Here is a 14,083-nt window from a genome sequence, read left to right as displayed (position 1 = left end):
CGGTCATCAACTGCGTGGTGGAGGTCGACGGTACCCGGGCCGCGCCGGCCTGGGGAGCGGAGGCTGCGGACCCGGCGGCGCCGGGGCCCGGTGATCGGGTCCCGGCGCCGCCTGCCCCCCCCCTGCTCTCAGGTGGTCGTCAGGACGGGTTCAGTTTGATCGCGAAGCCGTTGAAGATGGACCAGACGTCGACCCAGCCGATGCCCGTGCTGCACTCCTTCACCGCGTTGCAGCCGTAGCCCACGCTCACGATGCCGTTGAGCTGACGCGAGTCCGGGTCGTTGATGTAGATGACCGGGCCGCCGCTGTCGCCGCCGCGGACGACGATGCCGCCGTAGTGCGGGACGCCGTAACTGCCCCAGACGGTCGTGCCGTTGACGTTCCAGCTGACGTTGCCCGCGTAGACGGTGCGGATGTTGCAGACGACCTTGGAGTTGTAGCCCAGCTGGCAGGTGAAGTCGCCGACGGCGACGTTGCGGACGCCGTTCAGGTAGCGGCTGTAGCCGTTCGCGTCCGTGCCGTCCCAGGTGCGGCGGTAGGTCGGGGTCTCGATGAAGGCGGAGTCCAGGTCCGTGCGCTTGTACTTGACCTGGCCGATGTAGTTGCCGCCGGCCGCCCACACGTTGTCGTTGACGTTGTAGCAGTGGCCGGCGGTGACCAGCCACTGGCGGCCGTCCCAGGTGCTGACGGCGGGGATGCCGCTGGTGCAGTACGACTTGTCGCCGTACGCCGGGCCGAGCGCGGCGCCCGCGTAGAAGGGCGAGGTGTCGTTCCAGCGGTTCACCGGGACCGCCGCCGGTGCCTGCCGGACCCGGACCGGGGTGGCCCCGGCGGCCGCGCGCTGTACGGCGACGGACGGCGAGGCGAAGTAGACGCGGGCCGCGTCCGGCTTGTCCACGCCGAGTTCGATGGTGGCGCCGTCCACCGAGGCGGCGGCGAGCGAGACGGAGAAGGGCAGGTCCGCGCGGGAGGTGAGGGCGTCGATCTCCGTCCTCAGGTCGCGGAGGGACTTCTTGGCGGGGCGGATCCGCAGCAGCCCGGTGTCCGCCTTCGGGTTCGCCCGGTGCGCGGCGGCCAGGAACTTCCCGCCCTGCGCCGGGTCGGTCAGATAGACGTTGACGGAGCGGTAGTCGGCGGCCATTTCGACCTGGGTGTAGATCGCCGCCCAGTCGCCCCGCCCGGCCTGGGCGGCGGCGTCGGCGGCGAGCCGCAGCGGTTCGAGCACGCGGGCCTGTCGTTCCGGGGACAGGGCCGCGACCTTGTCGGCGGTCAGCGGCCCGGGCGACTCCGCGCCGGCGGAGTTCGCCAGGACGGGCAGCAGGACCAGCGCTCCCACGAAGGCGAGCGAACGTCTGAGACGACTCTTCATGAAGCCCCCTGATCAACCGTCACCGACCCCGCGGACGCGGGGTCCCGGTGCCGGATGACACTAGGGACCGGGCGCGCGCCGGCAAGGGCGCACGGACCCGGCGGCACGGCGTCCGCCCGGCCGGCCCCGCGCCCCGGTGGGACGGCCGGAGCCGCCGCGCGCTCCCCCCGCCCCCTCCGCCCGGCCCCCGCCGGGCGCACCCGGGCGCACGGCCCGCTCGCCCCCGCGGGGCCACCACGACACCGCCCCGGCCGGGCCCCGGCCGCCCGTGGCGCACGGAAGGCGCACGCCCGCGGGGGCGTGCGCCGGCCCTGCCGGGTGCGCCGTACGGCCTCCGATCCGTCCCGATCGCCCCTACGCAGCCGGCATGCCGCCCGCTACGGCACGACGCCGACCACGGCTACGCCCGAGTCCCGCCGCCCTACCTCGGCGGCGCGTCCCGGAACCGGCGGCGGTCCCGTGCCCCCGGCGGCGCGTCGGCGAGGCGGATCACCGTGCCGTCGCGGCCCGCGACCACCGGTTTCGCCGAGCGGGCGGCCTTCGCCTGGTACTGGGCCGCGTCGGCGAGGCGGAAGAGGCGGCGGGCCGACTTCAGCGGGCCGATCGGGTCGCCGGTGGACGCGACCCCGCAGGCCACGCCCTCGCCGAGCTCCAGCTCCGCGGCCCGTACGCACAGCTCCTCGGCGACGGCCACCACCTCGTCGGCCGTCGGGCCGACCGTGAGCAGGCAGAACTCGTCGCCGCCGAGGCGGGCCGCCAGCGCGCCGGGAAGCATCGCGCCGCACCGGGACAGCACGGAGCCGAAGCGTTCGAGGAGCCGGTCGCCGACCGCGTGGCCGTGGGTGTCGTTGACCCGCTTGAGGCCGTTGAGGTCGCAGACGAGCAGGCTCACCACGGAGCCGTCCTCGCGGTAGCGCTCGATCGCCTCGTCGAGCCGGGCGTCGACCGCCCGGCGGTTGGCGAGGCCGGTCAGCGGGTCGGTGAAGGCCAGTTTGCGGACCTCCTCCAGGCGCTCGGCCTGGGCGATCCCGGCCGCCACGACCGCCGCGAGCACGGTGGCGAAGTCGGCGTCCTCGCGGTCGAAGGGCACGGCCCCGGCCGGCCGCGCCACGTACAGCTCGCCCCAGGCCCGCCCGTGCAGCACGACCGGCGCGACCACGCAGCAGCCGCGGCCGCGCCGCCGAAGCCCGGTGACCCGGCCGGTGGGCACCCGGTCGTCGGCGGTCTCCACCCAGGCGTCGGGCTCGCCGCCGCCCGCCCACTGCTCGTGCAGGAACTCGGTGATCTCCGGGAACTGGTGCACCGGGTACGTCTCGGCGTCGGGGAACTCCTCCTCCCCGACCGCCCGCGCCCCGGCGTTCACCAGGACCTTCAGCCGGCCGTGGTCCCGTTCCCAGACGGAGAGCGCGGCGAAGCTGCCGCCCAGCCCGGCGCAGGCGCCCAGCGCGGCGGCGCGCCAGAACTCCCGCGGAGTGTGCGCCGCCGCCATCGCCTGTGCCAGCGCCACCACGGCCCGCAGCCGCACATCCTCACCCATTCCTCCAGCTTAGGGAGGATTGATCCGTTTTCCCTTCCGAGACGTCACGGAAAGTTACATATAGTGAAAATCGGGAGCAATTGCACACGTGCGGCGCCACACCACCGGGCAGCGCCACCGCGCCCACCGACCTCGCCGCCCCGGTCCTCGACGGAAGCCCGGCTCACTCCCCCGGCCACTCCGGCTTCCGCTTCTCGTTGAAGGCGGCCACGCCCTCCGCCCGGTCGCCGGAGAAGGCCACCGAGCGCCAGGCCCCGTCCTCGACCTCCAGGCCGGCCCGCAGGTCCAGGCCCTGGCCGAGCCGCATGGCCTTCTTCGCGGCGCGCAGGCCCACCGGCGAGTTCGCCGCGATCCGGCCGGCCAGCTCCATCGCGGCGGTCCTGGCGTCGTCCTCCAGGAGGTCCACCAGACCCAGCTCGCGGGCCTCGGCGGCCTCCACCCGGCGGGCCGTGAAGACCAGCTCGGCGGCCCGCGCCGCGCCCACCCGGCGCGGCAGCAGCTGGGTGCCGCCACCGCCGGGGATCACGCCCACCGAGACCTCGGGCAGGCCCACGACGGTGCTCGCGTCGCCCACGATCACGTCGCACGAGAGCGCCAGCTCGTAACCGCCGCCGAGCGCGAAGCCGTGCACGGCCGCGACGGTCGGCATGGGCAGCTCCAGGACGCCGGTGTAGGCGGCGCGGGCCACCGGTCGCTGCCGGACCAGCTCGGCGTCGCTGAAGGAGTTGCGCTCCTTGAGGTCGGCGCCGACGCAGAAGGCCCGGTCGTTCGAGGAGGTCAGCACGGTGACCCGGACGGCGGGGTCGGCGGCGAGCGCGGCGCAGGCGGCGCCGATGGAGCGGGCCATCTCGGAGGAGACGGCGTTCATCGCCTTGGGCCGGTCGAGCACCAGCTCGGCGACGTGCCCGGCTCCCTCCTTGCGGACCACGACGAACTCACCAAAACGCTGCTCGGACATGCGGAGGCCCTCCCGGTTAACGAGTGTTCACCGGAGATCCTAGGTCGTTTCTTTCGGATCGGGCCGGATCAGCGAGCGGCGTCCGGTGCCGTGCATCGCAAGGCGGAGGAGGGAAGCGATGCGGAGCATCGGCGACCGACGACAACGCGGCGAGGCGCGGTGCAGGGCGTCGAGAGCCCGGCAAGATCCGGAAGAGACGGCCTAGGTCGGACGGCGGCTCAGCAGCCAGGGCTCCACGACGCCCAGTCCGCGCACCGGGCGCTGCCACATCGGCTGGAGCGCGAAGCGGTACGTGGGCGGCTGCTCGCCCTCCTTCTCGGCGCGGGCGGCCTCCTCGGCGGCGCCGGTCTCGGAGACGGGCGCCGCGCCCGCCCTGGTCAGCTCCTCGGCGAAGGCGCTGTCGACCAGGACGGCGTCCTTGGGGGCTATCGAGGTGAGCCGGCTGGCCAGGTTGACGGTGGTGCCGAAGACGTCGCCCATCCGGGTCGTGACGGTGCCGAAGGCGAGCCCGACCCGGAGCGCGGGCATGGTCTCGTCGTGGCCGAGGGTCTCGATCAGGCGCAGCCCGATCTCGGCGGCGGTGCCGGCGTCGTCGGCGGCGTACAGGACCTCGTCGCCGAGGGTCTTGATGAGCCGGCCGCCGTGCGCGGCGACGAGGTCGGCGCAGGTGGTCTCGAAGGCCTCGACGAGCTCGCCGAGCTCCTCCTCCTCCAGGCGCCGGGTGAGCCGGGTGAAGCCGACGAGGTCGGCGAAGCCCACCGCCAGGCGCCGGTCGACCATCTCCTCGTCGTCGGCGGCCTGCACGACCCGGCCGGTGGCGGCGGCGAGCTGGCGCCGCCACACGTAGATCAGGAACTCCTCCAGCTCGGGCAGGAGCAGTTCGACCAGCGGGTACGTGACCTCGGTGCGGGTCATGCCGGGCTCGGGGGGCTCGGTGAGGCCCTCCAGGAAGGAGTCGATCTGCCACTCGGCGAGCCGGGCGGTGGTCTGTCCGGTGGAGCGGGCGACCTGCACGGCCATCGGCTCGCTGAGCAGTCCGGCCTCGACGAGACCGGCGAGCCGGCGCAGCGCGAGGACGTCGGCCTCGGTGAGCGCCTTGGCCTGGCCGATGTCGGCGAAGCCCATGGCGCGCCAGAAGCGGGAGGCCAGCTCCATGGAGACGCCGGCGGTGCGGGCGGCCTGGAAGGGGGTGTAGCGGCGGTCGGCGCCGAGGATGAGCTGTTCGAGGCGGATCGCCAGGGGGTCGTCGGTCGGCTCGGCCGTGTGGTCGACGACATGGTGGGGCGTGGGGTACGTGGGGTTGGTGGGTGGCTCCTCGGCCCCGGCGCCGTTGTGCGCGTCGTCGACGGTCACCGGCCGCCTCCTGCCCGTTCCCTGCCCACTTGCCCTGCCGATCTGTCGCATGGATCGCGGTCCACGATACGACAGGTGTGTGCTGGCTCACGCCCGAACCACCCCGGAGCGGGCGTGAACCGCGCGGGGAGGCGGCCGGCGCCTCCCCGCGCGGTGCGCGGGAGCGCGGTCAGTCGGCGGCCCGTACGTGGACGATGTCGCCGGCCGCGACGGCCTCGGTGCCGCCGCCCTCGGTCGCCACCACGAGCCGTCCGTCGCCGTCGACGCCGACCGCCTCGCCCTCGAGCATCCGCTCGCCGGGCAGGTCGGCGCGGACCCGGCGGCCCAGGGTGGCGCAGCCGGCCGTGTAGGCCTCCTGGAGCCCGGAGGCGGCCGGATCGCCGTCGGCCCGCACCCAGTCGCCGTACCAGCGCTCCAGGGAGCGCAGGACGGCGCGCAGCAGCGTGTCGCGGTCGGTGGAGACGGCGCCGGCGAGGGCGAGGGAGCCGGCGGCGGGCACCGGGAGCTCGTCCTCACGGAGGGTGACGTTGACGCCGAGGCCGATCACGACGCCGTCGGCGCCGGCCCGCTCGGCGAGGATGCCGCCGGTCTTGCGCTCCTCGCCGCCGACCTTCACCAGGAGGTCGTTGGGCCACTTGAGGGAAAGCTCGGTGCCGGCGGCCTCGGAGAGGCCGCGCGCGGCGGCCACTCCGGTGAGCAGCGGCAGCCAGCCCCAGCGGTGCACCGGTACGGCGGGCTTGAGCAGCACGGAGACGAAGAGGCCGGAGCGGGCGGGGGCGGTCCAGCTGCGGTCGAGCCGGCCGCGGCCGGAGGTCTGCCGCTCGGCGACCAGCACCGCGCCTTCGGGGAGTTCGTCGGCGCGGGCGGTGAGGTCCGAGTTGGTGGAGCCGGTGGACTCGACGACGTCGAGGGAGGTCCACAGGCCGTCGGGGAGCACGAGCGCGCGGCGCAGGACGGAAGCGTTGAGCGGGGGGCGGTCGAGGTCGGACCAGCGTCCCGCTGAGCCTTGGGAGGACGTCATGCAAGTCAGGTTAGGTGTGGCAAACGCCGCACTGCCGAACCGTAGGGGCGCCGATACGCTACGGGGCAGTAGCAGGGCAGTAGTCCATTCGTAGTCATTCTTCGTCCACGAACCCCCCGTGACCAGGCAGGGAGCCGCATCCCGATGTCCGAGCCGGCAGAGCACAACGAGATCGACATTCACACGACCGCGGGCAAGATCGCGGACCTGCAGCGCCGGATCGGCGAGGCCACCCACGCCGGTTCCGAGCGGGCGGTGGAGAAGCAGCACGCGAAGGGGAAGCTGACCGCGCGGGAGCGGATCGCACTGCTGCTCGACGAAGGTTCGTTCGTGGAGCTGGACGAGCTGGCCCGGCACCGCTCGACCAACTTCGGCCTGGAGAAGAACCGTCCGTACGGCGACGGCGTGGTGACCGGCTACGGCACCGTGGACGGGCGCCCGGTCGCGGTGTTCTCGCAGGACTTCACGGTCTTCGGCGGCGCCCTCGGCGAGGTCTTCGGCCAGAAGATCATCAAGGTGATGGACTTCGCGCTGAAGACCGGCTGCCCGGTCGTCGGCATCAACGACTCCGGCGGCGCCCGCATCCAGGAGGGCGTGAGCGCGCTCGGCATGTACGGCGAGATCTTCCGCCGCAACACCCACGCCTCCGGCGTGATCCCGCAGATCTCGCTGGTCGTCGGCCCGTGCGCGGGCGGCGCGGTGTACTCCCCCGCGATCACCGACTTCACGGTGATGGTGGACCAGACCTCGCACATGTTCATCACCGGTCCCGACGTCATCAAGACGGTGACGGGCGAGGACGTGGGCTTCGAGGAACTGGGCGGCGCGCGCACCCACAACACGACCTCGGGCGTGGCCCACCACATGGCGGGCGACGAGAAGGACGCCATCGAGTACGTCAAGTCCCTTCTGTCGTACCTGCCTTCGAACAACCTGTCCGAGCCGCCGGCCTTCCCGGAGGTCGCCGAGACCGAGGCGACGGACGAGGACCGCGAGCTCGACACGCTGATCCCGGACTCGGCGAACCAGCCGTACGACATGCACACGGTGATCGAGCACGTCCTGGACGAGGGCGAATTCCTGGAGACCCAGGCGATGTTCGCGCCGAACATCCTGACCGGCTTCGGCCGCGTCGAGGGCTTCCCGGTCGGCGTGGTCGCCAACCAGCCGATGCAGTTCGCCGGTTGCCTGGACATCGACGCCTCCGAGAAGGCCGCGCGCTTCGTCCGCACCTGCGACGCCTTCAACATCCCCGTGCTGACCTTCGTCGACGTGCCGGGCTTCCTGCCGGGCGTCGGCCAGGAGCACGAGGGCATCATCCGGCGCGGGGCGAAGCTGATCTACGCGTACGCCGAGGCGACCGTCCCGCTCATCACGGTCATCACCCGCAAGGCCTTCGGCGGCGCCTACGACGTCATGGGCTCCAAGCACCTGGGCGCCGACCTCAACCTGGCCTGGCCGACCGCGCAGATCGCGGTCATGGGCGCGCAGGGCGCGGTCAACATCCTGCACCGGCGCACGCTGGCCGAGGCGGAGGCGAACGGCGAGGACGTCGAGGCGGTGCGCACCCGGCTCATCCAGGAGTACGAGGACACCCTGCTCAACCCGTACATCGCGGCCGAGCGCGGCTACATCGACGGCGTGATCCTGCCGTCCGAGACCCGCCCGCAGATCGTGAAGGGGCTGCGTCAGCTGCGGACGAAGCGGGAATCCCTGCCTCCGAAGAAGCACGGCAACATCCCGCTGTAGGACCGAGACCCCGAAGGAGCCGTCGTGATCAAGGTCGTACGAGGCAACCCGACCCCCGAGGAGCTGGCCGCCGCCCTGGCGGTGGTCCAGGCCCGGGCCGCGGCCACGGCGGCGGCGGCCGCCGCGGACGCCGGCCCGGGGCTCCCCGAGGGCTGGTCGGACCCGGCCCGCATCGCCCGCAGCGTCCGGCCCCGGCCGGGCCCGCGGTCCTGGGCGCGGTCCTACTGGCCGGCCTAGCCACCGGAAGGCCCGGGCCACCGCGAGAAGGACCCGGGACTCAGGACACCGCAAGAACGGCGCGAAGGCCGGATCCCGTGTGCGGGGGGTCCGGCCTTCGGCGTGTCCGCGCGGGGGGCGGCCCGGTCGCCCGGGTCGCCCGCCTCACCGGCGGCGCAGGAAGAGCGCCGAGGCGAGGGCGCCGGCCAGCACCAGGGCCGCGTTGACCAGGACCGCGCGGGAGATGCCGTCCGGGAGGCCGTCGGTGGTGACGAGGACGGCGCTCATCACGGGGGTGCCCAGCGTGATGCCGATCTGCTGGGTCATGGTGGCGATGCCGGTGGCCATGCCCTGCTCGGCGTCGGGCAGCCCGGAGGTGGCGGTGACCATGAAGCCGACGATGGCGAGCATGTTGCCGACGCCGCCCGCGAAGGTGGCGGCGAGCAGCAGGCCGTAGGACGGCTCGACGAGGACGAGGGTGGCGGCGGCCTGGAGGAGGCCGCCGGCGATCAGCGCGGTACGGGCGGAGAAGCGGCCCAGGAAGCGCGGGGCGAGCAGGCCGCCGAGGACGGTGCCGGCGCCGAGGACGCCGAAGGACAGGCCGGCGGCGAGGGCGGAGAAGCCGAGCACGTCCTGGAGGTGCAGGGTCATCAGGAAGACCAGCGAGGTCTCGGTGGCGAAGGCGACGAGCCCGGCGAGGTTGCCCCAGACGACGGTGCGGCGCCGGAGGACGCGGACGGGGACGAGCGGGGCCGCGGAGCGGCGTTCCACCAGCGGGAAGGCGGCGAGCAGCACGGCGGCCACGCCGAGGGCCACGAGGGCGGTGGGATCGCTCCAGCCGTGCTCGCCGGCCGTGGTGAGTCCGTGGACGAGGGCGAGCAGGCCGCCGGTGACGGTGACGGCGCCGGGGACGTCGAGCCGGGAGCGCTCGGCGGGGCGGCTCTCCTTGAGGACGGCGGGGGCGACGAGCAGCACGGCGAGGGCGACGGGCACGTTGACGAAGAAGGCCCAGCGCCAGGACAGCAGGTCGGTGAGGACGCCGCCGAGGATCGCGCCGGTGGTGAACCCGGCGGACATCAGGGCCCCGTTGAGGCCGAGCGCCCGGTCGCGCAGCGGGCCCTCGGGGAAGGAGGAGGTGAGCAGGGAGAGCCCGGCGGGGGTGACGGCGGCGGTGGCGAGGCCCTGGACGACGCGGGCGGCCATCAGCGTCCCGGGGCCGGTGGCGAGGCCGCCGGCCAGGGAGGCGGCGCCGAGGACGGCGAGGCCGCCGAGGAAGATCCGGCGGCGGCCGACGAGGTCGGCGATGCGTCCGAAGAGGAGCGTGAAGCCGGCGGCGGCGAGGGCGAACGAGGTGGCGATCCACTGGAGGCCGCCGAGGGAGAAGCCGAGTCCGTCGCCGATGACGGGCAGGGCGACGTTCAGGATCGAGAAGTCGACGGCCAGCATGAACTGGGCGACGAGGAGGACGACCAGGACGAGCCGCATCCGTCCGTCCATGCGGGCGGCGGGGGCGGAGGGAGCGGCGACCGGCGCGGTGGCCGGGGCGGCAGCGGGCGCAGCCATGACGGGACCCCTTAATGGGAGACTGGTTCCGTTAAGATGCCCCAGACGGTAGCAGAGTCGAGAGCCTTAACGGAACAGGAGACCCATTTGAGCGAGAGCCCGTCGGCCGTGCCCGGCACCCAGCGCCCCGGAGGCCGCACCGCCAAGGTGCGCCGCGCGGTCCTCGACGCCACCGAGGAGACCCTCGCCACCGGCGGCTTCCACACCCTGAACATGGATCAGGTCGCCGCCGCCGCGGGCGTCGGCAAGACCACCGTCTACCGCCGCTGGGGCTCCCCCGTCGGCCTGGTCACCGACCTCCTGCACGACATGGCCGAGCAGTCCCTGCCCGCCGCCGACACCGGCACCCTCGCGGGCGACCTGCGGGCCAACGCCACGCTCGTACGGGAGACCCTCACCGACCCGCGGATGGGCGCCGTGTTCCGGGCGGTGATCGCGGCGGCGGCCTGCGACGAGACCTGCGCGGCGGCGCTGCGCGGCTTCTACCGCACCCGGCTGGCCGAATGGGCGCCGGTCGCCGCCCGCGCCGAGGCCCGCGGCGAACTGCCGCCCGGCACCGACGGCCGCGAACTCCTGCGTGCCGTCTCGGCCCCGCTCTACTACCGCTTCGCCCTGACCCACGAGGAGCTCGCACCGGCGGACGCCGAACGCGCGGTGACCGCCGCCCTCGCCGCGGCGGCGGCCGGCGCGTTCACCGCCACCGGGTCCGTCGCCGGGCCCGTCGCCGAGTCCGCCGCCGAGTCCATCGGCGGGTCCCACCCGGAGACGGCTCCTGAGACGGCTCCTGAAACGACGCCGGAGACGAAATAGTCCCCTCGGCACGGGGCGGTTGAGTACCCGTACTCAGGCGCCCCGGCGGCCCCGCCCTCCACGATCGGAACATGCTCTGGTCCGACCCCGAAGACGAGCCGCCGAAGGACATGCGCGAGATGCAGGCGATGCTGCAGCGCGCGGGTGTCCTGATCGGCGTGGCGTTAGTGGTGTGGATGCTCGTGATCGGCGCACGCCTGACGGGCTGAGGACCCGCCCGCGGCTCGCTACGCTGCCCCCATGACTGCTGATCGCCGCCGCCTCGTGCTCGCTTCCGCCTCCCCCGCCCGGCTCGGACTGCTCCGCCAGGCCGGCCTCGCGCCGGAGGTGATCGTCAGCGGTGTCGACGAGGACAAGGTGCACGCGCCGACCCCCGCCGAGCTGGCGCTCGCCCTCGCCGAGGCCAAGGCCGCGCACGTCGCGGCCCGGCCGGAGGTGAGCGGCGCCCTGGTCATCGGCTGCGACTCGGTCCTGGAGCTGGACCGGCAGGCGCTCGGCAAGCCCGCCGACGCCGCCGAGGCCACCGCCCGCTGGAAGGCGATGCGGGGCAGGGTCGGCATCCTCCAGACGGGCCACTGCGTCTACGACACGGCGGCCAAGCGCTACGAGTCGGCCACCGCCTCCACCGTGGTCCGCTTCGGCGACCCGACGGACGCCGAGATCGAGGCGTACGTGGCCAGCGGCGAACCGCTCCACGTGGCGGGCGCGTTCACCCTGGACGGGCGCTCGGCGCCGTTCATCGAGGGCATCGACGGCGACCCGGGCAACGTCATCGGCCTCTCGCTGCCGCTGCTGCGCACCCTGCTGCGCAAGCTGGACGTCGCGATCACCGACCTCTGGGCCTGAGCCGACGGGCCCGGGCCGTCCGGGTCTAAGCGGTCCGCGCCGCCTCGGTCGCGGCCGGCTCCCGGTCGGCCGCGCCCTCCCCGTACGCCACCAGGGTGAGGACGATCAGGGCGACCACGCCCATCAGGAAGGCGAAGGCCGCCCAGCCGAGCAGGCCGACCGCCACCGCGCCGAGCACGCCGTGCACGACCGCGCAGCCGATGAGCAGGGCGCGGCCCGGGCGGCCGGGGCGGCGGTCGCGGACCGCGGCGAGCAGCGGGACCAGGGCGCAGAGCAGGAGGAGTGCGCCGGAGCCGATGCCGAGGGCCCAGGTGCCGGTGTACATGAGTTCGGGGTCCATGCCGTCGAGGGACATCGACTGGGCCTTCACGAAGCGGGCCATGACCGCGTTGATCGCCACGATGCCGGGTGCTTCGAGCAGCAGGACCGCCGCCGTGACGAGTGCTATCGGTCTGCGGGCCACCTGGGCCACCCCCTGGATCCCCTTGGATACGACAGTTACCTACGGTACGGACGACGAGGCGAAGGCTACTGGCCGGTAAATCCCCGGACAAGGGTTCGTGCCGGGCGGGCGAACGCGGACCGGGTGGGCGGCGGGCGCGCAAAGAATCATTGAGCCATTCGTAGGGACTCCACAAAGAAACCCGTTTGGCGACTGGCCGCGAGAACAGAGACCTGCGCCACACCCCGGAGCTACTGTGCCGTCAAGAATCCCTGCGTACCGTGGTGCGACAAGGGATTTCACGACCCGAGCGAGCCTCCGTTCACGCTCCGTGTGGGCAAGCTCACCATTGGGGACGGGTCGAAAGGCCGTGTCGGCAGTCCCTAAACTCAGCTTGTTTCAAGGAGGGAGCCATCGTGCGCAAGGTGCTCATCGCCAACCGTGGCGAAATCGCTGTCCGCGTCGCCCGGGCCTGCCGGGACGCCGGGATCGCCAGCGTCGCCGTCTACGCCGAGCCGGACCGGGACGCCCTGCACGTCCGCGCGGCCGACGAGGCGTTCGCCCTGGGCGGTGACACCCCGGCCACCAGTTACCTGGACATGGCCAAGGTGCTCCAGGCCGCCGCCGACTCGGGCGCCGACGCGGTCCACCCGGGCTACGGCTTCCTCTCCGAGAACGCGGAGTTCGCGCAGGCGGTGCTGGACGCCGGTCTGATCTGGATCGGCCCGCCGCCGCAGGCCATCCGCGACCTGGGCGACAAGGTCGCCGCCCGCCACATCGCGCAGCGCGCCGGCGCCCCGCTGGTCGCCGGCACCCCGGACCCGGTCTCGGGCGCCGACGAGGTCGTCGCCTTCGCCGAGGAGCACGGCCTGCCGATCGCGATCAAGGCCGCCTTCGGCGGCGGCGGCCGCGGTCTGAAGGTCGCCCGCACCCTCGAAGAGGTCCCGGAGCTCTACGACTCCGCCGTCCGCGAGGCCGTCGCCGCCTTCGGCCGCGGCGAGTGCTTCGTCGAGCGCTACCTCGACAAGCCGCGGCACGTCGAGACCCAGTGCCTCGCCGACCAGCACGGCAACGTCGTGGTCGTCTCCACCCGTGACTGCTCGCTCCAGCGCCGCCACCAGAAGCTGGTCGAGGAGGCCCCGGCGCCGTTCCTGACGGAGGAGCAGAACGCCGAGCTGTACCGCGCGTCGAAGGCCATCCTCAAGGAGGCCGGCTACGTCGGCGCCGGCACCGTCGAGTTCCTCGTCGGTGTCGACGGGACGATCTCCTTCCTGGAGGTCAACACCCGCCTCCAGGTCGAGCACCCGGTCACCGAGGAGGTCACCGGCATCGACCTGGTCCGCGAGATGTTCCGCATCGCCGACGGCGAGGAGCTCGGCTACGGCGACCCGGAGATCCGCGGCCACTCCTTCGAGTTCCGCATCAACGGCGAGGACCCGGGCCGCAACTTCCTCCCGGCCCCCGGCACCGTCACCACCTTCAACCCGCCGACCGGCCCGGGCGTCCGTCTGGACGCCGGCGTCGAGTCCGGCTCGGTCATCGGCCCGGCCTGGGACTCCCTGCTCGCCAAGCTGATCGTCACCGGCGCCACCCGTGAGCAGGCGCTGCAGCGCGCCGCCCGCGCGCTGGCGGAGTTCAAGGTCGAGGGCATGGCCACCGCCATCCCGTTCCACCAGGCCGTCGTGGTCGACCCGGCGTTCACCGCCGACCCGTTCCGCGTCCACACCCGGTGGATCGAGACCGAGTTCGTCAACGAGATCAAGCCGTTCGCCCCGGCGGGCGGCGAGGCCGAGGAGGACGAGGCCGGCCGCGAGACCATCGTGGTCGAGGTCGGCGGCAAGCGCCTGGAGGTCTCCCTGCCGTCCTCGCTCGGCATGACCCTGGCCCGCACCGGCCTGGCCGCCGGCGCCAAGCCGAAGCGCCGCGCCGCCAAGAAGTCCGGCCCGACGGCCTCCGGCGACACCCTCGCGTCCCCGATGCAGGGCACCATCGTCAAGGTCGCGGTCGAGGAGGGCCAGGAGGTCAAGGAGGGCGACCTGATCGTCGTCCTGGAGGCCATGAAGATGGAGCAGCCGCTCAACGCGCACCGCTCCGGCACGGTCAAGGGCCTGAGCGCCGAGGTCGGCGCCTCGGTCACCTCCGGCGCGGCGATCTGCGAGATCAAGGACTGACGTCCGGCACCGGTACGGTACGAAGGGCCCGCGGGCGGATCGCCGCCG

General features: G+C 73.5%; 12 protein-coding genes and 1 pseudogene. 6 read left to right on the top strand and 7 right to left on the bottom strand.

Going from position 1 to position 14,083, the window contains the following annotated elements; genetic code table 11:
* Nucleotides 1-139: 139 nt before the first annotated feature.
* From ACIGW2_RS03505 to ACIGW2_RS03485, 5 genes are all read right to left on the bottom strand, one after another.
* Nucleotides 140-1,369: a hypothetical protein gene (locus ACIGW2_RS03505; RefSeq protein WP_391653054.1), complete on the bottom strand. Its 1,230-nt coding sequence runs from the start codon at nt 1,367-1,369 to the stop codon at nt 140-142.
* Nucleotides 1,370-1,790: 421 nt separating this feature from the next.
* A complete protein-coding gene (locus ACIGW2_RS03500) occupies nt 1,791-2,906 on the bottom strand; it encodes a GGDEF domain-containing protein (RefSeq protein ID WP_361575689.1) in 1,116 nt (371 codons plus the stop codon).
* A gap of 163 nt (nt 2,907-3,069) precedes the next feature.
* Nucleotides 3,070-3,864 carry an enoyl-CoA hydratase/isomerase family protein gene (locus ACIGW2_RS03495; RefSeq protein ID WP_391653055.1) on the bottom strand — a complete coding sequence of 265 codons (795 nt, stop codon included), beginning with the start codon at nt 3,862-3,864 and terminating at the stop codon, nt 3,070-3,072.
* Between the two features lie 201 nt (nt 3,865-4,065).
* Nucleotides 4,066-5,217, bottom strand: coding sequence for an adenylate/guanylate cyclase domain-containing protein (locus ACIGW2_RS03490; RefSeq protein WP_356075619.1), 1,152 nt, complete (start codon nt 5,215-5,217; stop codon nt 4,066-4,068).
* 169 nt (nt 5,218-5,386) lie between these two features.
* Nucleotides 5,387-6,238, bottom strand: a complete 852-nt coding sequence (locus tag ACIGW2_RS03485) for a biotin--[acetyl-CoA-carboxylase] ligase (protein WP_399840791.1) — start codon at nt 6,236-6,238, stop codon at nt 5,387-5,389.
* 144 nt (nt 6,239-6,382) lie between these two features.
* Here ACIGW2_RS03485 and ACIGW2_RS03480 point away from each other — a divergent pair, with 144 nt between their 5' ends.
* Nucleotides 6,383-7,987 carry an acyl-CoA carboxylase subunit beta gene (locus tag ACIGW2_RS03480; RefSeq protein ID WP_356075613.1) on the top strand — a complete coding sequence of 535 codons (1,605 nt, stop codon included), beginning with the start codon at nt 6,383-6,385 and terminating at the stop codon, nt 7,985-7,987.
* 24 nt (nt 7,988-8,011) lie between these two features.
* Nucleotides 8,012-8,224: an acyl-CoA carboxylase epsilon subunit gene (locus ACIGW2_RS03475; RefSeq protein WP_356075611.1), complete on the top strand. Its 213-nt coding sequence runs from the start codon at nt 8,012-8,014 to the stop codon at nt 8,222-8,224.
* A 144-nt stretch (nt 8,225-8,368) separates the two neighbouring features.
* On the opposite strand, the gene ACIGW2_RS03470 is transcribed toward ACIGW2_RS03475, so the two are convergent.
* The gene (locus ACIGW2_RS03470) at nt 8,369-9,766 is read right to left on the bottom strand and encodes an MFS transporter (RefSeq protein WP_399840789.1); all 1,398 of its coding nucleotides are present in this window, start codon (nt 9,764-9,766) and stop codon (nt 8,369-8,371) included.
* A gap of 36 nt (nt 9,767-9,802) precedes the next feature.
* Between ACIGW2_RS03470 and ACIGW2_RS03465 the strand changes: the two are divergent.
* From ACIGW2_RS03465 to ACIGW2_RS03455, 3 genes and pseudogenes are all read left to right on the top strand, one after another.
* Nucleotides 9,803-10,459 (top strand): annotated as a pseudogene (locus ACIGW2_RS03465) (TetR/AcrR family transcriptional regulator); the annotation flags it as partial.
* A 188-nt stretch (nt 10,460-10,647) separates the two neighbouring features.
* The gene (gene mmpB / locus ACIGW2_RS03460) at nt 10,648-10,785 is read left to right on the top strand and encodes a morphogenic membrane protein MmpB (RefSeq protein ID WP_356075606.1); all 138 of its coding nucleotides are present in this window, start codon (nt 10,648-10,650) and stop codon (nt 10,783-10,785) included.
* A 31-nt stretch (nt 10,786-10,816) separates the two neighbouring features.
* Entirely contained in the window at nt 10,817-11,422 is a 606-nt protein-coding gene (locus tag ACIGW2_RS03455) for a nucleoside triphosphate pyrophosphatase (RefSeq protein WP_361575667.1), read from the top strand.
* Between the two features lie 25 nt (nt 11,423-11,447).
* Here ACIGW2_RS03455 and ACIGW2_RS03450 read toward each other — a convergent pair whose 3' ends face one another.
* On the bottom strand, nt 11,448-11,885 hold the full coding sequence (locus ACIGW2_RS03450; RefSeq protein WP_391653059.1) for a hypothetical protein: 438 nt from the start codon (nt 11,883-11,885) through the stop codon (nt 11,448-11,450).
* A 395-nt stretch (nt 11,886-12,280) separates the two neighbouring features.
* On the opposite strand from ACIGW2_RS03450, the gene ACIGW2_RS03445 reads away from it, so the two are divergent.
* Entirely contained in the window at nt 12,281-14,035 is a 1,755-nt protein-coding gene (locus ACIGW2_RS03445; RefSeq protein ID WP_361575661.1) for a biotin carboxylase N-terminal domain-containing protein, read from the top strand.
* The last annotated feature ends 48 nt before the right edge of the window (nt 14,036-14,083 follow it).

Origin of the sequence: Streptomyces sp. NPDC053541 (assembly GCF_044544705.1) — a bacterium.
In the GTDB taxonomy this organism is placed as follows: Bacteria; Actinomycetota; Actinomycetes; order Streptomycetales; family Streptomycetaceae; genus Streptomyces.
This window is presented reverse-complemented; position numbering and strand designations above follow the sequence as displayed.

What these genes read in the sequence shown, in the direction of transcription:
- ACIGW2_RS03505 (WP_391653054.1), bottom strand. Translation starts at nt 1,369, where the DNA reads ATGAAGAGTCGTCTCAGACGTTCGCTCGCCTTCGTGGGAGCGCTGGTC.
- ACIGW2_RS03500 (WP_361575689.1), bottom strand. Translation starts at nt 2,906, where the DNA reads ATGGGTGAGGATGTGCGGCTGCGGGCCGTGGTGGCGCTGGCACAGGCG.
- ACIGW2_RS03495 (WP_391653055.1), bottom strand. Translation starts at nt 3,864, where the DNA reads ATGTCCGAGCAGCGTTTTGGTGAGTTCGTCGTGGTCCGCAAGGAGGGA.
- ACIGW2_RS03485 (WP_399840791.1), bottom strand. Translation starts at nt 6,238, where the DNA reads ATGACGTCCTCCCAAGGCTCAGCGGGACGCTGGTCCGACCTCGACCGC.
- ACIGW2_RS03480 (WP_356075613.1), top strand. Translation starts at nt 6,383, where the DNA reads ATGTCCGAGCCGGCAGAGCACAACGAGATCGACATTCACACGACCGCG.
- ACIGW2_RS03470 (WP_399840789.1), bottom strand. Translation starts at nt 9,766, where the DNA reads ATGGCTGCGCCCGCTGCCGCCCCGGCCACCGCGCCGGTCGCCGCTCCC.
- mmpB (WP_356075606.1), top strand. Translation starts at nt 10,648, where the DNA reads ATGCTCTGGTCCGACCCCGAAGACGAGCCGCCGAAGGACATGCGCGAG.
- ACIGW2_RS03455 (WP_361575667.1), top strand. Translation starts at nt 10,817, where the DNA reads ATGACTGCTGATCGCCGCCGCCTCGTGCTCGCTTCCGCCTCCCCCGCC.